At 71.5% G+C, this 17,796-nt stretch carries 21 protein-coding genes; 11 read left to right on the top strand and 10 right to left on the bottom strand.

Annotated features, from left to right (window positions below):
* Window positions 1-79 precede the first annotated feature (79 nt).
* Window positions 80-1,129, top strand: a complete 1,050-nt coding sequence (locus N5096_RS04560; RefSeq protein WP_267663147.1) for a glycosyltransferase — start codon at window positions 80-82, stop codon at window positions 1,127-1,129.
* 47 nt (window positions 1,130-1,176) lie between these two features.
* Here N5096_RS04560 and N5096_RS04555 read toward each other — a convergent pair whose 3' ends face one another.
* Window positions 1,177-1,812 carry a halocyanin domain-containing protein gene (locus N5096_RS04555; RefSeq protein ID WP_267663146.1) on the bottom strand — a complete coding sequence of 212 codons (636 nt, stop codon included), beginning with the start codon at window positions 1,810-1,812 and terminating at the stop codon, window positions 1,177-1,179.
* Between the two features lie 101 nt (window positions 1,813-1,913).
* Complete coding sequence (locus tag N5096_RS04550; RefSeq protein WP_267663145.1) at window positions 1,914-2,387, bottom strand: redoxin domain-containing protein; 474 nt, start codon at window positions 2,385-2,387, stop codon at window positions 1,914-1,916.
* A gap of 77 nt (window positions 2,388-2,464) precedes the next feature.
* On the opposite strand from N5096_RS04550, the gene N5096_RS04545 reads away from it, so the two are divergent.
* The 8 genes from N5096_RS04545 (at window position 2,465) to N5096_RS04510 (ending at window position 7,284) form a co-directional block, all read left to right on the top strand.
* A complete protein-coding gene (locus tag N5096_RS04545) occupies window positions 2,465-2,956 on the top strand; it encodes a DUF7969 family protein (protein ID WP_267663144.1) in 492 nt (163 codons plus the stop codon).
* 63 nt (window positions 2,957-3,019) lie between these two features.
* Window positions 3,020-3,349 carry a hypothetical protein gene (locus N5096_RS04540; RefSeq protein WP_267663143.1) on the top strand — a complete coding sequence of 110 codons (330 nt, stop codon included), beginning with the start codon at window positions 3,020-3,022 and terminating at the stop codon, window positions 3,347-3,349.
* A gap of 63 nt (window positions 3,350-3,412) precedes the next feature.
* Complete coding sequence (gene mch, locus N5096_RS04535) at window positions 3,413-4,351, top strand: methenyltetrahydromethanopterin cyclohydrolase (RefSeq protein WP_267663142.1); 939 nt, start codon at window positions 3,413-3,415, stop codon at window positions 4,349-4,351.
* Window positions 4,352-4,371: 20 nt separating this feature from the next.
* A complete protein-coding gene (locus N5096_RS04530) occupies window positions 4,372-4,914 on the top strand; it encodes a double winged helix-containing putative transcriptional regulator (protein ID WP_267663141.1) in 543 nt (180 codons plus the stop codon).
* Between the two features lie 72 nt (window positions 4,915-4,986).
* Window positions 4,987-6,192 carry a potassium channel family protein gene (locus N5096_RS04525; protein ID WP_267663140.1) on the top strand — a complete coding sequence of 402 codons (1,206 nt, stop codon included), beginning with the start codon at window positions 4,987-4,989 and terminating at the stop codon, window positions 6,190-6,192.
* On the top strand, window positions 6,189-6,530 hold the full coding sequence (locus N5096_RS04520) for a nuclear transport factor 2 family protein (protein WP_267663139.1): 342 nt from the start codon (window positions 6,189-6,191) through the stop codon (window positions 6,528-6,530). Before N5096_RS04525 ends, N5096_RS04520 begins: the two co-directional genes overlap by 4 nt.
* Window positions 6,531-6,649: 119 nt before the next feature.
* Window positions 6,650-6,880 (top strand): DUF7557 family protein, encoded by a 231-nt coding sequence (locus N5096_RS04515; protein WP_267663138.1) that lies wholly within the window; start codon window positions 6,650-6,652, stop codon window positions 6,878-6,880.
* Window positions 6,877-7,284, top strand: coding sequence for a PIN domain-containing protein (locus N5096_RS04510; RefSeq protein ID WP_267663137.1), 408 nt, complete (start codon window positions 6,877-6,879; stop codon window positions 7,282-7,284). The genes N5096_RS04515 and N5096_RS04510 overlap by 4 nt, the downstream gene beginning before the upstream one ends.
* A gap of 13 nt (window positions 7,285-7,297) precedes the next feature.
* On the opposite strand, the gene mfnA is transcribed toward N5096_RS04510, so the two are convergent.
* Both mfnA and ppsA read right to left on the bottom strand, forming a co-directional pair.
* Window positions 7,298-8,365 carry a tyrosine decarboxylase MfnA gene (gene mfnA / locus N5096_RS04505; protein ID WP_267663136.1) on the bottom strand — a complete coding sequence of 356 codons (1,068 nt, stop codon included), beginning with the start codon at window positions 8,363-8,365 and terminating at the stop codon, window positions 7,298-7,300.
* 134 nt (window positions 8,366-8,499) lie between these two features.
* Window positions 8,500-10,848, bottom strand: coding sequence for a phosphoenolpyruvate synthase (gene ppsA, locus N5096_RS04500; RefSeq protein ID WP_267663135.1), 2,349 nt, complete (start codon window positions 10,846-10,848; stop codon window positions 8,500-8,502).
* Between the two features lie 131 nt (window positions 10,849-10,979).
* Here ppsA and N5096_RS04495 point away from each other — a divergent pair, with 131 nt between their 5' ends.
* Window positions 10,980-11,177: a hypothetical protein gene (locus N5096_RS04495; RefSeq protein WP_267663134.1), complete on the top strand. Its 198-nt coding sequence runs from the start codon at window positions 10,980-10,982 to the stop codon at window positions 11,175-11,177.
* 98 nt (window positions 11,178-11,275) lie between these two features.
* On the opposite strand, the gene N5096_RS04490 is transcribed toward N5096_RS04495, so the two are convergent.
* Genes N5096_RS04490 through N5096_RS04480 form a run of 3 tightly spaced genes read right to left on the bottom strand, consistent with a single transcriptional unit; the run spans window position 11,276 to window position 13,504 of the window.
* Window positions 11,276-12,001 (bottom strand): DUF8116 family protein, encoded by a 726-nt coding sequence (locus N5096_RS04490; protein ID WP_464387884.1) that lies wholly within the window; start codon window positions 11,999-12,001, stop codon window positions 11,276-11,278.
* 37 nt (window positions 12,002-12,038) lie between these two features.
* A complete protein-coding gene (locus tag N5096_RS04485; protein ID WP_267663132.1) occupies window positions 12,039-12,740 on the bottom strand; it encodes a DUF8054 family protein in 702 nt (233 codons plus the stop codon).
* Complete coding sequence (locus N5096_RS04480; protein WP_267663131.1) at window positions 12,737-13,504, bottom strand: nucleotide-binding protein; 768 nt, start codon at window positions 13,502-13,504, stop codon at window positions 12,737-12,739. Before N5096_RS04480 ends, N5096_RS04485 begins: the two co-directional genes overlap by 4 nt.
* A 191-nt stretch (window positions 13,505-13,695) precedes the next feature.
* Between N5096_RS04480 and N5096_RS04475 the strand changes: the two genes are divergently transcribed.
* On the top strand, window positions 13,696-14,982 hold the full coding sequence (locus N5096_RS04475) for an MBL fold metallo-hydrolase (protein ID WP_267663130.1): 1,287 nt from the start codon (window positions 13,696-13,698) through the stop codon (window positions 14,980-14,982).
* A 68-nt stretch (window positions 14,983-15,050) separates the two neighbouring features.
* Here N5096_RS04475 and N5096_RS04470 read toward each other — a convergent pair whose 3' ends face one another.
* From N5096_RS04470 to N5096_RS04460, 3 genes are all read right to left on the bottom strand, one after another.
* A complete protein-coding gene (locus N5096_RS04470) occupies window positions 15,051-15,323 on the bottom strand; it encodes a DUF7385 family protein (protein WP_049906210.1) in 273 nt (90 codons plus the stop codon).
* A gap of 109 nt (window positions 15,324-15,432) precedes the next feature.
* On the bottom strand, window positions 15,433-16,365 hold the full coding sequence (locus N5096_RS04465; RefSeq protein WP_267663129.1) for an endonuclease V: 933 nt from the start codon (window positions 16,363-16,365) through the stop codon (window positions 15,433-15,435).
* On the bottom strand, window positions 16,366-17,334 hold the full coding sequence (locus tag N5096_RS04460) for a rhomboid family intramembrane serine protease (RefSeq protein ID WP_267663128.1): 969 nt from the start codon (window positions 17,332-17,334) through the stop codon (window positions 16,366-16,368).
* Window positions 17,335-17,796: the final 462 nt, after the last annotated feature.

The following is a 17,796-nucleotide window of genomic DNA, read 5'->3' as shown; positions in this document are numbered from 1 at the left end:
TCTCCCCGCGCCTCCCCGCCCCGAGCGACCCCGCCGCGATGCCGTGTCTTTTTACCCGGGCCCGCCGTCCGGTCGCCGTATGCGCGTCGCGTTCGTCTCGCTTTTGGCACCCGGCCACGGCGACACCCCGGCTCGGGCGCGGACGCGGCGGGTCGCCCGCGGGCTCGCCGACCGCGGCCACGAGGTCGTCTGGCTCTGCGCGCGCTGGTGGGGCGGCGACCACGGCGTCTTCGAGGAGGAGGGGATCGAGTACCGGTCGGTGACGGCCGACCCGTCGCCGACGGGGTTCGCCGCGAGGCTCCCGCTCGCGCTCCGCCGGGCCGATCCCGACGTCGTCCACGCGGTCAACAGCCCGCCGACGCCCGGGCTCGGCGCGGCGGTGGCCGGGACGCTGACGCGGACGCCCGTCGTCGTCGACTGGTGGCGCGACCACCCCGCGGACGCCGCCCGCCGCTACCGCCTGCTGGCTCGGGGCGCCGACGCGGTCACGACCCCCTCACGGACGACGAAGACGCGAGTCCGGGAGCACGGCGCCGACGGCGACGACGTGCGGGTCGTCCCCGAGAGCGTCGACTTCGACCTCGTCGAGTCGGTCGGGGTCGACGACCGGTTCGACGCGGTGTACGCCCGACGACTGGACCGCCACGCCAACGTCGAGACGTTCCTGCTCGGGCTCGCGGAGCTCCGGGGGCGCGACTGGACCGCCGCCGTCGTCGGCGACGGCCCCGAGCGCGAGCGGGTGGAGGCGACGGCGAGCGACCTCCGGATCGACGACCGGGTGTCGTTCCTCGGGGACCTCCCGCGCCGCGAGCGCGTAGCGTTATTTAAGGGCACTCACGTCGTCGCGGCGACGGCGACGTGGGAGACGTTCGCGACGGAGCTGCTGTGGGCGCTCGCGTGCGGCTGCGTCGGCCTCGTCGAGTACCAGGCGGACTCCAGCGCCCACGAACTCGTAGAGGGCCGCGAGCGCGGCCGCCTCGTCACGAGCCCGGCCGAGCTCGCGGACGAGTTCGTCGCCGTCGGCGGCCTCGAACGGAAGTCGATCGATCGCGACTTCGCGAGCTACGACCACGACGCGGTGTTGGACCGATACGTCGAGGCGTACCGGGGGCTGTCGGGCGACGAGTGAACCGGAGAGAAGGAGCCGGAGTCGCGGCGCCGGGCGCCGGCCGTCGACTACTCGTCTCGCGTGATCGTGCCGCCGTACTTCATGAAGACGAACGCCAGCCCGAGCGTACTCACCATCGCGATGAACGTCGCGACGCCGAGCGCGCGGGCGCCCTGCGGCACGAAGACGGCGTTCGAGTCGCCGCCGCCGCCGACCTCGACGGTCTCGATGTCCTCGCCGACGGCGAGCCCGCCGTGCATCCCCACCGCGGTGTGGGGGACGCAGTGGTAGTGAGTGATGCCGACGTCCTCCTCGGTCACCTCGTACTCGTAGGTCGCCCCCTCCTCGCCGACCGGGTCGCCGCTCGCGAGGTCGGCCGGGCCGCCGCCCTCGACCGTCTGGACGTTGTGTGCGCCGCCGTTTCCGGTCCACTCGAACGTGATGGTCGTTCCGGGGTCGACCCACAGCTGGGTCGGGTCGAACGCGAGTCCGCCGTCGCCCCCGCCGACCGCCACGCTGACCTCGCTCCCGCCGCGGGCGTCCTGATAGGACCCGAGGTTCCCGCCCGTGACCCCGCTCGGCCAGTCCGGTTGTACCTCCTGTGCCGCCGCGGTCCCCGCCGTCGCGGTCGCCGCCCCCGCGGCGGCGGTCGCGCCGCCCATGGTCCGCATGAACGCGCGCCGGGAGACATCGTCCGAGCTCATACCCTCCGCTTCGTGACGGGCTGTAGTGAATATGTTGATCCGGACGCGGGCGGCGCGGCGACCGAGGCGGCAGCCGTCAGGCCTCCTCGGCCGCCACGGCCTCACGCGGCCTCGACCGCCGCGAGGACCGCCTCGTAGTCGGGCTCGTCGGCCAGTTCGTCACCGACCCAGTCGTAGACGACCTCGCCGTCCGCGTCGATCACGAAGACGGCGCGCTTGGCGATGCCGTAGCGACCCGTCTCGGGGACGTCCGTCTCCACTCCGTACGCCCGGAGCGCGTCGCCGCGGGTGTCGCTGACGAGGTCGAACGAGAGGTCGTGCTCGTCGCCGAACGCGCCGAGCGAGTAGGCGGCGTCGGCGCTGACCCCGAACACGGTCGCGCCGGCCGCCTCGAGGCGGTCGATCCGCTCTTCGATCGCGACCATCTCGTTCGAGCAGACCGGCGCGAACGCCGCCGGGAAGAAGGCGACGACGACGGGGCCGTCCCCGAGGTGCTCGGAGAGCTCGAACGGCTCGTGGTCGCTCGTGCCGATCGTCGCGGAGATGTCGGGCGCGGTGTCGCCGGTGGATACCATCGACACTGCGTTTCGGACGCAACTTGCATAAGCGTTGTCGGCGATACCCGTTTACAAACGGGGCCCGTACTCCCGCCATGAGCTACCCGGTCACCTACTACTGCCCGCGCTGCGGGACCCTCGTCGAGCTGGAGCGCGACGGCTACCTCGCCGACAAGACCGTGACGCCGTACCCCCTCGAAGGGTGGGCGTACGTCGCCCCCGCGGAGCCGTTCGAGGACGCGGACGACGTCGACGGCGTCCGGTTCGTCTGCGGCGAGAGCGACGGCGTCCTCTGGGACCCCCGCGACGGGCTGCGCGGGACGGACGTCGGCGGGGAGGTGGACGATACCGGTAGCGGGGAAGCCGAGGGCGGGAGCGACGGCGAGGTCGACGACGGCAACGACCCGGGCTGCGGCGAGGCGTTCTACCTCTCGTTCGTCCGCTACGAGGAGGGACGAGAGGTCGACCCGCGCGACGAGAGCGAGCTCGTCGAGATTGACCCCGACCCGCGCCCGAGCGGTCCCCGGGGACCGAGCGGGCCGGGCGGCGTCGGTGACTCTGACGGGTCCGACGGCGGGTTCTGGTAGGGGGCGAGCGAGCCCCGGCGGAATCGGCCGTAGCGTTATAGCGCTGAGGCGCGACGTTAACGTATGGCGGACACCAAATCGGGGCGCGACGAGCAGGCGCGCGACGAGGAGCGTCGGCAGGTCGAGCGGGACATCTCGGAGGCCCGTGAGCGCGGCGACGAGCCGGAACCGACCGCCGACCCGCCGGCCGAGTGCCACCGCCGGGGCTGCTCGGAGCCGGCGGCGTTCTCGGTCACCGAGCGGTACCAGGAGGAGACCGGGGCCGGCGCCGTGGAGGCGACCGCGTTCCTCTGCGTGGACCACACCGCAGAGGAGTCCCCGGTGAACGTCGACGACGCGTACGAGGGCTACGCGTTCCGCGTCGAGCCGGTCGGCGCCGGCGACCGGGACTGACGGGGTGGGCGTCGACGGCGACGACTGACAAGCCCCTTAATCCGGGAGCGAGAACGGTCGGGTATGGAAAGCATCAATCGGACCGCGATCGAGCTCGTCGACGAGGCGCTCGACTTCGCCGGCGAACTCGACGTCGTCGGCTACGAGCTGGAGAACGGCGCCACGATCGTCGACTTCGGGATCGACGCCGCCGGGGGCGTCGAGGCAGGGCTCCTGCTCGCCGAGATCCAGACCGCCGGCCTCGCGAACCTCCGCACCCGCATGGGCGAGGTCGCCGGCGCGCCGCGTCAGTACGTCGAGCTGTCGACGGACCACCCCGCGATCGCCTTGCTCTGCTCGCAGAAGGCCGGCTGGGAGCTCGGCTTCGAGTCCGGCTACGAGGGGCTCGGCTCCGGCCCCGCCCGCGCGCTCGTCGGGGAAGAGGCGGAGTTCGAGCGCGTCGGCTACTACGACTCCTCGGAGTTCGCCACGCTCGCGGTGGAGTCGACCGCGCTCCCGACCGAGGAGGTCGCCGAGCACGTCGCCGACCTCGCCGAGGTCGACCCCGAGGGCGTCTTCCTCCCGGCGTACGCCACCGGCTCGACCGCGGGCTCGGTCGCCACCGCGGCCCGCGCCGCGGAGCTGGCCGTCTTCCGCCTGCTGGAGCTCGGCTACGAGCCGACCGACGTCCTCCACGCCTCCGGCGCCGCGCCGATGGCGCCCGTGACCCGCGACGAGGACCTCGCGATGGGCCGGACGAACGACGCCCTCGCGTACGGCGGGGAGGTCCACCTGCAGGTCGCGCGCGACGACGACCGGTTCGACCAGATCGTCTCGACCGCCCGCGAGGAGTACGGCACCCCCTTCGTCGAGGTGTTCGAAGACGCCGATTGGGACTTCTACGAGGTCGACGAGCGCGTCTTCGCGCCCGCGACGGTCACCGTCGACGTCGTCGACGGGCCCGTCTACACCGTCGGCGAGACGGACGAGGCGCTGCTCGCCGAGTCGTTCGACTACCGCTGAGCCGGTCGCGATCGACGCCGATGCGACTCAAACCCGTCCCCGACCCCCCGACCGACCTCGACGACCTCCGCGACCTGCAGCGGGCGGTGCCGCTCGTGCCCGGGAGCACCGACGACTGCTGCGCTCGACTCCACGACCGCCGCGGGCTGCCCGACCGGCAGACCGCGAACGACTGGCTCGCGTTCCTCCGCGCGCTCGGACTCGTGCGGGAGACCTCCCGCGGGTTCGTGCGGGCCGACGCCGACCCGACCCCCGAGCTGGTCCGCGAGGGGCTCCGCGAGGGCGTCCTGCTCGCGCCGGAGGCGCTCGGGGCCCTGCGGGCGGCCACGCCCGAGGACCCGCTCACGGCCGACGCGCTGTTCGAAGCGACCCGGGAGTCGGTCCCGCGACACGACCGCGCCCGCGACCCGCAGTGGGAGGCGACGTGGCGCGCCCGGGCGGCCCGACTGCTCGAGTGGCTCGCGCTCGTCGACCTCGCGGAACGGGTCGACGGGGACGAAACGGGCGATCCGGCAGGCTCGCCCGCCTACGTCGCCGGCGACGCCGCCGGGACGGGCGACTGAGCGCCGCCCGCGCCGAATCGGCGCGAACGCGCCGCGACAAGCCTTTTACTCGGCGCCGGAGACGGTGTTCGCATGGGACGATTCGACCGGCGGGAGTCGCCGCTGTCGGTCACGTACGAGCCGACGAGCGTGAAGGACCTGCTCGTGGAGATGAAAGACACCGCGGAGCTGCTGATCGACCTCTCGTACTCGGCGGTGCTCCACGGCAGCCCCAGGATCGCCGAGGAGGTCGTCGAACTGGAACACCGGATGGACGTCCTCCAGATGCGCGCGCGGATGAGCCTCATGCTCGCGGCCCGGAGCCCCGACGAGGCCGAGACGCTCGCGCCGGTGCTCGGCGTGGTCGGCGCGGCCGACAAGATCTCCGACGCCGCGGGCGACATCGCGAAGATCGTCAGCGAGGAGATCGGGCTCCCCGACGCGATGCGCGGCGCGCTCACCGAGGGCGTCGAGACGCTCGTCCGCGGCACCGTCGCCCCGGACTCTGGCTACGCGACCCGGACGCTCGCGGACATCGACCTCGAGTCGAAGACGGGGGTCCGGGTCATCGCGGTCCGCCGCGACGACGACTGGATCCTCAACCCCGGACCCAAGACCCGGATCGAGTCCGGGGACGTGGCCCTCCTCCGCGGCCCGGAGACGGGCGTGGCCGAGGCGTACCCCGAGCTGGCGGGCGAGCCGTTCGAGCCCGAGGCGCCGGTCGAGCCCGCGATCGACGACTTAGAGCGCGCGGTCGACTCCATCGTGCTGATGAAGGACCTCTCCGAGCTCGCGGTCGACCTGGCGTACGGCTCGGTCCTGTTCAACAACGAGGCGCTCGCCGAGGAGGTGTCGAACCTGGAGATCGAGGTCGACGCACTCCAGTCGCGGTTCGAGGCGTGGACCCTCCGAGCGGCCCGCGAGGCGGACGACCCCGTCTCGCTCCGCGGGCTGATCCACCTCGGCGTCGCCACCGAGGAGATCTCCGACGCCGCCTTGGAGATCTCCGAGGGGGTCGCGCGCGACCTCGGCGTCCACCCGGTCGTGGAGATGGCGGTCCAGGAGTCCGACGAGATCATCACGCGCACGGTGGTCCGGGAGGGGAGCGACCTCGCCGGCACGAGCGTCGAGAACGGGATCCCGACGACCGACGTCTCGACGAGCGTGATCGCGGTCCGCCGCCCCGACGACGGGTGGATGATCGGCCACGACATCGACACGGTCCTGCGGCCCGGCGACGCCGTGATCGCCAAGGGGACCCGCACCTCTGCCGAGGAGTTCGAGGCGCTCGCGTCGTGACCGACCCGTCGACCGCGGACCGCGAGCGCCTCGTCCGCGACTACTACGACGCGCTCGACGCCGGCGACTACGAGCGGCTCCGAGGCCTGCTGGACCCGGAGTTCGTCCAGCATCGCTCGGACCGGACGTTCGAGGGCCGCGACCGCTTCGTGGCGTTCATGCGCGACGAGCGGCCGATGACGGACACGACCCACGCCGTCGACGCGGTGTACCCGAAGGGCCCCGGCGTCGCGGTCCGCGGCCGGCTGCTGGGCGCCGACGGCGACGAGGTGTTCGCGTTCGTCGACGTCTTCGACGTCGCGGACGGGCGGCTCGCCGCGCTGGAGACGTACGTCTAGTACCGCAAATCGTTCTCTTGTCCGTTCATCCAACTTCTCCCGTCGCTCTCGTGTTATCAATAGCTGCCTTGCGTCCCCCCAATCTTCATTTCCGCAGAGCGTCAACGCTGTCAACAAGGATGTCACATCAGGTACGGCTCGAAGACGACGTGTACGAGCGAATCAAGGCGAATAAACGAGACGACGAATCGTTCAGTGACGCCGTGGAGCGGCTCATCGGAGGCCGGTCGCTCCGGGATCTCCGCGAGGTATTCGATGGGGACCAAGTGAGCGAGATGCGAGACGCCATCGAGGCCGCTGACGAGGAGGACCGCGACGAGACCCGCGAGGTCGCGGAGCGCTTCGAATGATCGTCGATACGAGCTTCATCTTGGACGTCATCGACGGCGTCGATGCGGCCGTCGCGAAGGAACGAGAACTAGAATCCGAGAGCGTCCCGCTGGTGATCCCTTCGATGACCGTCTTGGAGCTCTACATCGGCGTCGGGAAGGTGACGAGCACCCGCGAAGAGCGTCAGAAAGTGGAAGCCGTGCTCGATTCCTATCCGCTGGTGGATATGACGCCCAGCATCTCTCGACGCGCCGGGCGATTGCTCGGTGAACGAATGGCCGACGCGGGCGAAGGTCGCGGACCCGGTATCGGAAAAGGTGACGCGGCTATCGCCGCAGCCGCCTTGGAGCGTGACGAGCCGGTTCTCGCCGGTGACAGTCACTTTGACAGTATTCCTGGTGTCACCGTCGAAACGTATCGATAAGCCGAATTCGCCCTCACTCCCGGATCCGGTCGAGGTCGGCGACGAACGCCCGGAGCGCGTCGCGGGTGACGTGCGGCATGCAGACGACGCGGAGCTCGCCCGCCGCCGTCCGCGAGACCTTCCACCCCGCCTCGCGGAGCGCGTCGAACTCGGACTCGGGCAGCGCCGCGGCGACGAGCGGGAGCGTCGGCTCGACGACGTCGGTGCCGCGCTCCGCGAGGGTGTCGGCGAGCCACGCGGCGTTCTCGGTCGCGCGCTCGGCCGCCTCTCGGTAGCCGTCGGGCCACAGCGCCTCCATCGCGGCGACCGCGCCGGCGACGCCCGCGCCGCTCCGGGTGCCGGTCAGCGTCGCCTGCGACCGCGTCTCCAGGTACGGCGTGTCGACCGCGAGCGCGTCGAGCGCGGCCGACTCGCGGGCGAGGAGCCCGCCGGCCGGCACCGGTGCCTGCCCGAACTTGTGGGGGTCGATCGTCAGCGTGTCGACCGGGGCGTCGCCGAACGACCACGCGTGGTCGGTGAAGGGGAGGAGGAAGCCGCCCCACGCGGCGTCGACGTGCAGTAACGCGCCGGCGTCGTGGGCGATATCGGCCAGCGCCGGGATGGGGTCGACGCGCCCGTACTCCGTGCTGCCGGCGACGCCGACGACGAGGGCGGTATCGGAGTCGACCGCGGCCGCGACCGCGTCGGTCCGGGCCCGGTAGCCGTCGTCGACCGGGACCGTCCGGAGCTCGACGTCGAGTATCTCGGCGGCTTTGTGAAACGAGAAGTGGCCGCTCTCGGGGACGACGGCGTTGACATCGCTCGCGTCGTGGCGGTTCCGTGCGGAGCGGACCGCCTGGACGTTCGCCTCGGTCCCGCCGGAGGTGACGTAGCCGGCCGCGTCGGTCGGCGTCGGGTGGTCCGCGAGGGTCGCGAGCAGCTCGACCGCGCGCTCCTCCAGCGACGCGACCGCTTCGTAGGTGGCCGGATCGCCCGGGTTCGTCGCGAGGTAGCGCTCGGCGGCCTCCCGCGCCGCGGGGTGCGGTTCGGTGCACATCGAGGAGAGCACCCGGTCGAACGACTGCGGCTCGGGACGCTGCATTCGACGGATCCTCGCCGCGGAGGGTCTTACTCGTTCCGTTCTCGGGCCTCTCGGCCGGACGGGTGGCCGAGAGTGAGATGCGTCCGAACGGGGGGTGCGGCCGCCGACCGGAACGGACGCTTCAAAAGGGCGCCTCAGCGCACCGAGTCGAGGAGGAGCCGCTGTTCGGTCCGCTTCACCTCGTGTTGCACGTCGCGGACGGCGTCGATGTTCGCCGAGATAGAGGAGACGCCCTCCTCGACGAGGAAGTCGACCATCTCCGACTTCGAGCCGGCCTGCCCGCAGATGCTCGTGTCGACGCCGAGCTCGCGGCACGTCTCGATCGTGTCGCCGATCAGCTGGAGCACGGCCGGGTGGAGCTCGTCGAACCGGTCGGCGACGTGCTCGTTGTTCCGGTCGACCGCCAGCGTGTACTGCGTGAGGTCGTTGGTGCCGAAGGAAGCGAAGTCGATGCCGGCGGCCGCGAGATCCGCTATCTGCAGCGCGCTCGCCGGGGTCTCGATCATCACGCCCCACCGGTGCGACTCGGGGTCGATGCCGGCGTCGCGCATGTGGCGCTTCACCCCTTCGAGATCGCTCGCGTCGTTGACCAGCGGGAACATCACCTCCAGGTTGTCGTATCCCATCTCGAAGAGGCGCGCGAACGCCGCGAGCTCCTGTCGGAACGGCTCGGGCTTGTCGAGGCTCCGCCGGATCCCGCGCCAGCCGAGCATCGGGTTGTGCTCGTTCGGCTCGCCCTCGCCGCCCTCCAGTTCGCTGAACTCGTCGGTGGGCGCGTCGATGGTCCGGACGCGGACCGGCCGCGGGTAGAACTCGTCGGCGACGCGGCGGACGCCCTCGATCAGCTCGTCTTGGTACGCGCGGGCGCCGTGGTCGTTGATGTACTTCTCCGGGGTCTTCCCGAGCGAGAGCACCATGTGCTCGATCCGGAGGAGACCGACGCCGTCAGCGCCGGTCGCGGCTGCGCGCTCGGCGGCCTCGGGGATGGAGACGTTCACCTTCACCTCCGCCGCCGTCATCGGCTTCACCGGCGTCTCGGGACGGGCCGCCTCCACGGGCTCGAACTCCTCGCCGGGCTCGGCCTCGTCGTCGGCCCCGGCGCGGACGGTCCCCTTGTCGCCGTCGAGCGTGACCTGCTGGCCGTCCTCGAGGACTCGCGTCCCGTTCCCGGTCCCGACGACCGCCGGGACCCCGAGCTCGCGGGAGATGATCGCGGCGTGGCTCGTCATCCCGCCCTCGTCGGTGACGATCCCCGCGGCGCGTTTCATCGCCGGGACCATGTCCGGCATCGTCATCTCCGTGACCATCACGTCGCCCTCCTGGACCTGGTCGAGCTGGTCGAGCTTGTGGACGAGCCGGACCGCGCCGGAGACGACCCCCGGACTCGCGCCGAGCCCGTCGACGAGGACGTCCTCGTCGTCGGCGCCGCCGTTGGTCGCGCCGGGACGACCCGACGCGTCCCCGGCGGCGGACTTCTTCGGAGTCTCTCCCCCGGTTCCGCCCGCGTTCGCGTCGCCTTGGTCGCTCTCGCCCTCCTGAATCGTCGTGATCGGGCGCGACTGGAGCATGTAGATGTCGCCCTCGTAGATCGCCCACTCGACGTCCTGGGGCGTGCCGTAGTGGTCCTCGACGCGCTCGCCGAGCGCGACCAGCTCCTCGATCTCTTCGTCGGAGAGGACCCGCGCGGTGCGCCGGTCCTCCTCGACGTCGAGCTGGACGGTCTCGCCGGTCTCCTCGTCTTTCACCATCTCGACTTTCTTGTCCGCGACGGTGACCTCGTCGACCTCGCCGCGCCCGCGGTCGTACACGTAGTTGTCGGGCGAGACCGTGCCGGAGACGACCGCCTCGCCGAGCCCCCACGCGGCCTCGATGGTGATCTGCGGGTCGCCGGTCGAGGGGTGACTGGTGAACATCACGCCGGACTTCTCGGCGTCGACCATCCGCTGGACGACGACTGCGATATCGACGTCGGCGTGCGGGAACCCTCGCTGCTGGCGGTAGTAGATCGCCCGCTGAGTGAAAAGCGAGGCCCAGCACTCCTTCACCCGGCGCAGGAGGTCGTCCTCGCGGACGTTGAGGAACGTCTCCTGCTGCCCGGCGAACGAGGAGTCCGGGAGGTCCTCGGCGGTCGCGGAGGAGCGCACGGCGACGAACGCCTCCTCGCCGTCGCTCCCCATCGAGCGGTACCGCTCCACGATCTCCTCGCGGACCTCGTCGGGGAACGGGGTCTCGAGGATGAGCTCTTCCGCGCGCTCCTCGGCCGCGCGGAGCGCCGCGGAGTCCTCGGGGTCGACGTCGACAGCTGAGAACAGCTCGTCGTCGATCCCCGCCTCCTCGATGAAGGTCCGGTACGTGCCCGCAGTGACGGCGAATCCCGGGGGAACCGGGAGTCCGGCACCGATGAGTTCACCGAGCGAGGCGGCCTTTCCGCCGACGGTCCCGACGTCGTCGGCGTCGACGTCCTCCAGCCAAAGTACTGCCATTCGTGTATTCGCAGGATCCGCGAGCCGACCTATGAAGCTTCCGGCCGATCCGTCGGTGAATAAAATATTACTCAGTCACGAGTTACGGATCGGACGATCGGACCGTCCGAAATCCATGGGGTCGATCGCCCGTGCCCGGCGAGCGCGGCGGGAGCAGCGAAACGATCGAGGTGAAAGAGGTGCCGAGAGGATCGAACGTGGGGAGAGAGCCGAGAGGATCGAACGTGGGGAGAGAGCCGAGAGGATCGAACGTGGGGAGGGAGCCGAGAGGATCGAACGCGGAGAGGGCCGAAGCAGTCGGGAACCACGAACCGATCGTCGGTTCGTAACTCCTGATATGCGCCTGTTCGTTCTATACTTACCCTCGAACAACTAAATTAGGTCCCGTAACACGTTACAGGTGTTGTAACACTAATGGGAGAGGCGGTCACTCGGCGGCGAGCCGGTCGCGCTCCGCGCGGAGAAGCCGCTCCCAGACGCCGAACAGCGGACTGCGCAGGTCGTATCGGTCGTTCACTCGAGCTACCCACGCGTCGTCGGCGAACAGGAGGCGCTGAAACCGCCGCACTTCCGGCGACAGCGACTCCCGGTCGCCGCCGTAGTACGACAGCGACTCCCGCCGCGTCCGGTCAACGAGGGCGGGCGGGACCTCGATCCCGTCGGCCGCGGCGGCGTGGACGAACCACTCCAGGTGCAACAGCGCGTCGGCCAGCAGGAAGCGCTCGCGGAACCCCGAGACGCGGGCGAGCGCCGAGCGCCCGTCGATGGTCACGTCGTGGGGGCGAGAGAACCGCGGGGCCGTCACCGTCACGTCGGCGGCCCCGGCGACCGTCGCGGCCACGCGCCGGAGGCGCCAGTCGCCGTACCGCACCGGCGCGAGCAGCGCGAGCTCGTACCACGTCGGCAGCCACTCGCAGTACGGCTCGGAGAAGGCGCCGTCGGCGAGGAGCGTCGCCGCGACCGACCGCGCCTCCGCCGGCGACAGCCTCGCGTGGTCGGCCCGGAGCCGCTCTACGACCCGCGCGCCGTCGATCGCGTCGGCGTCGTCGAGTCCCATGCCGTCGGCGACGTGCCGGGTGTACGCCCGGCTCGCCGCGTACCAGTCGGCGAAGTCGGCGGGCGCCGTCAGCCGGAGGAGTCGGAGGACCGTGATGGCCGATTTACGGCCGCGGGCGACAAAACCGCTCCGCTCAGCGGTTCGACTGGGAGTCGTTCTCGACCGGGTCGTTTCCGCCGACTCCGGTACCGACCCCCTCATCCTCGGGGCCGCCGGTCTCGTCGCCGAGCGCCCCGTCGAGCCCCCACTCGTCGGCGCGCTCGGCGGCCTCTTCGCGGGCCTGCTCACGGATCGCCTCGATGCGGTCGTCGTCCTCGAGGAAGGCGGCGACGGCGTCGGCGTCCTCCGCGTCCGGGTCCGCCAGCCGCTCGTCCGGCGCCGCCTCGCGGGTGCGGTCGGCGAGCGACGGGTCGTCCGCGAGCTCTGTCGCCGTCGCGCCCGGCGCGACGCGGAGCGCCTCTTCCCCGTGGGCCGTCGCGAGCCCGTCATCGTCGACCGCGTACAGTTCGACCCGATAGGGCCCGGGGACCGCGAGTTCCGCGAGCGCGTCGGACCCGCCGCTGTCGCTCACCGTGTTATACGCGAGCACGGGGACCCCGTCCGCGAAGGTGAGCACGCCGCGCGCCTCCCCCTCCAGTAAGAGCGTCTCCTGCGGAACGAGCGTCGCATAGCCGGTCAGTCCCCTCTCGAGGGCCCGAGAGAGCGTCGTGGCAACGTCGGAGACGACCCGCGACCGGAGGAGGGTGCCGCGGGGGATCCGGAGCTCCGGCGCGTCGCTCGCCTCCCCCGACCCGTCGCCCCCGGACCGCTCCGCCCCGCCGGAGCGACCCGTCATGGCGTGTCGGGGACGACCGCGCTGCGGAAGCGGTCCGCGACCGCGTCGCCGTCGCCGTCGCGCACGTCGAGCCGGCTCGCCGCCCGTCGGTACCGGGCCGCCGCGTCGCTCTCCGGCGCGTGCGCCAGGAGGGGTTCGCCCGCGCGACGGGCGTCCCGGACCACGTCGCTGTCGGGGACGCGCGCGAGCACCGGCCCGCCGAAGTGGCGCTCGGCCTGTTCGGCGACGTCGGCGGCCTCGTCCCGGACCTTGTTGAACAGGACGCCCGCGGTCTCCGTGCCGTACGACCGGGCGTACTCCTGGACCTTCAGCCCGTCCGAGAGCGCGGGGATCGTCGGCTCCACGACGACGACGACGCGGTCCGCGAGGACGACCGGGAGTACCGCCGACTTCGAGCCGAGCGCGGCCGGCGAGTCGAGCAGGAGGACGTCGGTGTCGCTCGCGAGCTCGGCGACGACGTCTCGGAGCCGGCTCGGCTCGGCGGCCTCGAACCCGGCGAGCGACGTGCCGCAGGGGACGACCGAGAGCCCGAAGCGGTCGTACGTCGCCTCCGCGACGTCGGTCGCGGTCCCCTCGACGAGCAGGTCGTGGAGGGTGACCGTCGCGTCGTCGAGGCCGGCGTGAAAGAGGAGGTTCGCCATCCCCGTGTCGGCGTCGACGACGGTGACGTCGTACTCGTCCGCCAGCGCCATGCCGAGCGCGAGCGTGCTCGTCGTCTTGCCCGTGCCGCCTTTCCCGCTGGCGACCGCGAACGCCTCGACCATGCGGCCATCTGTCCGGTCGCTCGGCTAAAGCCTGTCCATCGCCGGCGCGTCGAGGGCGCCCCCTTGAGGACCCGTCGAGAACGCCCGTCTCGGACGCGCCGAGAGGGGGTACCGTGGACACGCCGGGAGGCGCTCGTCGCGGCCCGGACCTCACCACACAGCGTTTTGCCCTCCGGCCCCAACCGTGGGGCATGCCGACTGTCATCGACGCGGACGCGTTCCGCGACAGGATAGACGAGCGCCGACGCGGCGAGCAGTCGTTCGCGCTCGTCGACACGCGACCCCGCGAGAGCTACGAGAGCTGGCGGATCGCCGACTCGGTCCACTACTTCTACAAGCCGTTCCACGAGTTCGACGTCGCCGACTTCGAGGCCGAGACCGGGCTCGGTCCCGACGACGCGATCGTCACGGCCTGCGCGAAAGGGAAGGCCTCGCTCGACTTCGCCGAGGGGCTCGAGGCGGCGGGCTACGACGACGTCACCGTCCTCGCGGACGGAATGCGCGGCTGGTCGGGCGTCTACGACCGGACCGCGGCCCCGCTCCCCAACGCGGGCGACGAGCCGCTCGACGTCGTCCAGATCCAGCGGCGCGCGAAGGGGTGTCTCGGGTATCTCGTGGTAGGGGGCCAGAACTCCGAGGAAAAAGCCGATTCCGACGGCTCCGACCGCGTCGCCATCGCCGTCGACGTCTCCCGGCACGGCGACGAGTGGCGGGCGGCGGCCGCCGAGCGCGACGCGTCGATCGCGGCGGTCCTCGACACGCACGTCCACGCCGACCACCTCTCCGGCGGGCGGGACCTCGCCGACGAGCTCAGCGTGCCCTACTACCTCCCGGCGGCGGCCACCGAGCGCGACGTGGCGTACGACTTCGAGCCGCTCGCGCGCAACGAGACGCTCGACGTCGGCGGCGTCGAGGTGAAGGCGCTCGCGACCCCCGGTCACACCGGCGACGGCGCGAGCTACCTCGTCGGGCGGTCGGCGCTGCTCACCGGCGACACGCTCTTCACCGACAGCGTCGGCCGGACGGAGCTGCAGTTCGCGGCGGGCGAGGACGAGGCGGACGACGGCGCGCCTGATAAAGAGGGGGACGAGACCGCCGGCGCGGCGACCGGCGCCGAGCGCCTCTACGACTCGCTCCACGGGACGCTGCTCGCCGAGCCCGACGGGGTCGTCGTCTGCCCCGGCCACTTCGCGGTCGCGAACGACGGGACGACCGGCGACGTCGTGCCGGGCGAGCCGGTGGCGGCGACGGTCGGCTCGGTGCGCCGGAGGCTCGACGTGCTCGGGCTCGACCGCGAGGCGTTCGTGGAGCGGATCACAGCGACGCTGCCGGAGAAGCCGCCGAACTACGAGGCCGTCATCGCGGCGAACCGCGGCGTCGAGGAGCCCCAGGACGAGACCGCGGCGATTGAGCTGGAGTTGGGGCCGAACCGCTGCGCCGCCGACAGCGGGGCGGAGTCGGCGGCTGACGACGACTGAGACGGGTCTGAGCCGAGGGCAGAGCCCCCGGCCGTCGAGGGCGCCGAGGCCGTCCGGCGGGGTTCGCCCTACTCGTCGTGGATGAAGACGAGCCGCTTCGTCTCGGTGTTACACAGGCACAGGTCGATCCCGTCGCGGGTGGCGCCGATCTGCTGCCAGCCGTGGTCGCTGACGAACAGCGTCTGGAACACGCCGCGGTCGCAGTCGGGGTTCGGGCAGCCGACGCCGGCGGCGTTCTTGTAAACGGTCGTCCCACCGCCGGAGCTCTGACGCACTAGGCCGTCGCGCAGCGAGCGAAACTCCTCTGCAGACATCGGTCCGTCCGTGTCCTCGTCTCCCATACATTCGCGTTCGCGGGCCAGGATATATAAACCGAGGGGCCGCGACAGTCGCTGTCAGGGTTATCCGAACCGGTGGTCGACTCGGGCGTCGGGCGGGGTCGCACCCCGGTCAGTCGCGCTCGCGCTTCGCGGCGTCGGCGGACGCGTCCGCCAGCCGAGTGGGTTCCGGGAGCTTGTACCCCGCGCACAGCGCGTCGGTAAGCCCGACGGTCGTCTCGGCCGAGACTCGGTGGCCGGGACTCACGTACAGGGGGTTCACCCGCCGGCTGTTCGGGTACTGCCGCGACTGGAAGGCGTGGCCGATGACGGGGGCGTCGTCGGAGTCGGCCGCCGACCGCGCCGCCGCCGTCTCCACCGAGTCGTCGGCGCGGACCGGCGTCCGCCACCCCTCGGGTCGCTCCTCGGTCGACTCGTCGGGGTCGCCGCACAGCAGGCTCTTGGCGACGCCGACGCTCGGGACGTCGAGCAGGACGCCGACGTGCGTCGCGATGCCGGCCTCGCGGAAGTGGATCCGGCCGGAGCCGTCACAGACCAGCAGGTCCGGCTCGGCGTCGAGCGCGTCGAGCGCGGCCAGCACCGGCTCCCCCTCGCGGAACGCGAGGAGGCCGGGGATATAGGGGATCGAGAGCGGCGTGGTCGCGCTCGCGTACTCCGTCACGACGCCGTCGCGGACCGCGACCGCGGCGGAGACCGCTCTGTCGGCCCCGTCCTCGGGCGTCAGAAACGCCTGATCGACGCCGACGACGACGGGCGCGTTCGGGTCGGGACCGGCCGGGCGGTCCGGGTCGATCCGTGAGTCGGCGTCGCTCGCGTTCGCCCGAGCGGGCGGGAGTCCGTCTGTGAGGTCGGCCGGCTCGTCGATCGCGACCGCGGCCGGCTCGATAGCGTGGTCGTCCGCGAACGTCGCCGTCGCGGCCAGCTCGCGCTGGAGCGACTCCATCTCGGCCCGGGAGAGCGTGGGGTCGGGGAGGAACTCCGGAGCGGCGACGGTATCCGGGTCGACCGGAGGCGAGCGCGTCGGCGATCCGTCCGTCGGCGACATTTAAATGCGTCCGCCGGGACCGCCCGGACCGCCCGGACCGCCCGGGCCGCCCGGCCCGCGCACGCCGCCCACGTTCATCCCGCCGGCGCCGCCGGCGGAGCGCGCGAGGCCCTCGTTGCGCTTTCCGAACGCGAGCCCGATGGCGAACCCGATCAGGTGCGCGAGGTGGGCGATGCCGCCGACCCCGCCCGTACCGCTCTGGACCACGAGCACCGCCGAGACGAGCGCGATTCCCCAGGTCAGGTACTTGATCTTCATCGGGATGACGAAGAAGAGCAGGACCTGCATATTCGGGCGCCACACGGTGAGCACGCCGAGGATCGCGAAGCCGGCGCCGCTGGCCCCGAGCACGCCCGTCGTCGGCGCGTTCGTCGCGATCGCGAAGAGGACGTGGCCCAGACCGGCGAGGATCCCGGCGCCGAGGAAGAACCCGACGAAGCGCTTGGATCCGACCGCGCGCTCGACGAGCGGGCCGAAGAACAGGATCACGATGCTGTTGCCGATGATGTGGAACAGCTGCCCGGGGGCGTGCGAGAACACCGAGGTCACCCACGTCCAGACGTTACCGATCGCGTCCGACTGGAGCACGAACAGGGTGTTGTGCAGGGGCTGGCCGCCGACGAACAGCGCGACCCACTGCGCGACGAACGTGGCCCACATCGCCAACAGCAGGGCGTACGTCGCGTTCCCGCGGAAGAAGCTCACGAACCCGCCGGTGCCGGTCTCGCGGTCGATCCGCTGCTTGACGCGGTCCGCGACGCCCGCGGACGCGTCGGCCGATCCCCCGGAGCCGGCCTCGACGCTCTCGTCGAAGCCGCTGTCGAAGACGCCCCCCGGGTCGTTCCACTGCGAGAGCCCCGGGCAGTCGTGGTTCTCCGGCAGGCGGTGCTCGGCGCAGAAGGTCTGGCCGCACCGCTTACACTGATACGGGAGGTTCTCGTACTCCCCGCACACGTCGCACGTCGCCATTGCCGTCACTTACAGGGGCGGTCGTAAAGCGGTTTGGCTCTGTACGTGGCGTGCGGAGAGGCGGTTGGTGAGTGAGGCGACTATTTATAAACAGAATCCGTAGTCGTGCCGGCAAACACCTCCAAACCCCCAGCCGCTCGGCGACACGTGAACTCAGCGGCAAACACCTCCAAACCCCCAGCCGCTCGGCGACACGTGAACTCAGCGGCAAACACCTCCAAACCCCCAGCTGCTCGGCGACACGTGAACTCAGCGGCAAACACCTCCAAACCCCCAGCTGCTCGGCGACACGTGAACTCAGCGGCAAACACCTCCAAACCCCCAGCCGCGAGGACGGCGCACGCTCGCTGCGCGCTTCAGTCGCTCACTGCGTTCGCTCCTTCCAGTGCTTGCGTCGCCTCCGCCGTCCTCGCGACTGCCCGTTTGAGTCCCACCCCCACAGCGACCGCACCTCTCACCTCC

It is taken from the genome of Halorubrum yunnanense (assembly GCF_026586675.1).
Classification (GTDB): domain Archaea; phylum Halobacteriota; class Halobacteria; order Halobacteriales; family Haloferacaceae; genus Halorubrum; species Halorubrum yunnanense.
The sequence above is the reverse complement of the archived record's forward strand: the minus strand, read 5'-3'. Positions and strand labels throughout refer to the sequence as shown.

Coding starts and splice junctions, on each gene's coding strand:
- N5096_RS04560 (WP_267663147.1), top strand. CDS start 80: ATGCGCGTCGCGTTCGTCTCGCTTTTGGCACCCGGCCACGGCGACACC.
- N5096_RS04555 (WP_267663146.1), bottom strand. CDS start 1,812: ATGAGCTCGGACGATGTCTCCCGGCGCGCGTTCATGCGGACCATGGGC.
- N5096_RS04550 (WP_267663145.1), bottom strand. CDS start 2,387: ATGGTATCCACCGGCGACACCGCGCCCGACATCTCCGCGACGATCGGC.
- N5096_RS04545 (WP_267663144.1), top strand. CDS start 2,465: ATGAGCTACCCGGTCACCTACTACTGCCCGCGCTGCGGGACCCTCGTC.
- N5096_RS04540 (WP_267663143.1), top strand. CDS start 3,020: ATGGCGGACACCAAATCGGGGCGCGACGAGCAGGCGCGCGACGAGGAG.
- mch (WP_267663142.1), top strand. CDS start 3,413: ATGGAAAGCATCAATCGGACCGCGATCGAGCTCGTCGACGAGGCGCTC.
- N5096_RS04530 (WP_267663141.1), top strand. CDS start 4,372: ATGCGACTCAAACCCGTCCCCGACCCCCCGACCGACCTCGACGACCTC.
- N5096_RS04525 (WP_267663140.1), top strand. CDS start 4,987: ATGGGACGATTCGACCGGCGGGAGTCGCCGCTGTCGGTCACGTACGAG.
- N5096_RS04515 (WP_267663138.1), top strand. CDS start 6,650: ATGTCACATCAGGTACGGCTCGAAGACGACGTGTACGAGCGAATCAAG.
- N5096_RS04510 (WP_267663137.1), top strand. CDS start 6,877: ATGATCGTCGATACGAGCTTCATCTTGGACGTCATCGACGGCGTCGAT.
- mfnA (WP_267663136.1), bottom strand. CDS start 8,365: ATGCAGCGTCCCGAGCCGCAGTCGTTCGACCGGGTGCTCTCCTCGATG.
- ppsA (WP_267663135.1), bottom strand. CDS start 10,848: ATGGCAGTACTTTGGCTGGAGGACGTCGACGCCGACGACGTCGGGACC.
- N5096_RS04485 (WP_267663132.1), bottom strand. CDS start 12,740: ATGACGGGTCGCTCCGGCGGGGCGGAGCGGTCCGGGGGCGACGGGTCG.
- N5096_RS04480 (WP_267663131.1), bottom strand. CDS start 13,504: ATGGTCGAGGCGTTCGCGGTCGCCAGCGGGAAAGGCGGCACGGGCAAG.
- N5096_RS04475 (WP_267663130.1), top strand. CDS start 13,696: ATGCCGACTGTCATCGACGCGGACGCGTTCCGCGACAGGATAGACGAG.
- N5096_RS04470 (WP_049906210.1), bottom strand. CDS start 15,323: ATGGGAGACGAGGACACGGACGGACCGATGTCTGCAGAGGAGTTTCGC.
- N5096_RS04465 (WP_267663129.1), bottom strand. CDS start 16,365: ATGTCGCCGACGGACGGATCGCCGACGCGCTCGCCTCCGGTCGACCCG.
- N5096_RS04460 (WP_267663128.1), bottom strand. CDS start 17,334: ATGGCGACGTGCGACGTGTGCGGGGAGTACGAGAACCTCCCGTATCAG.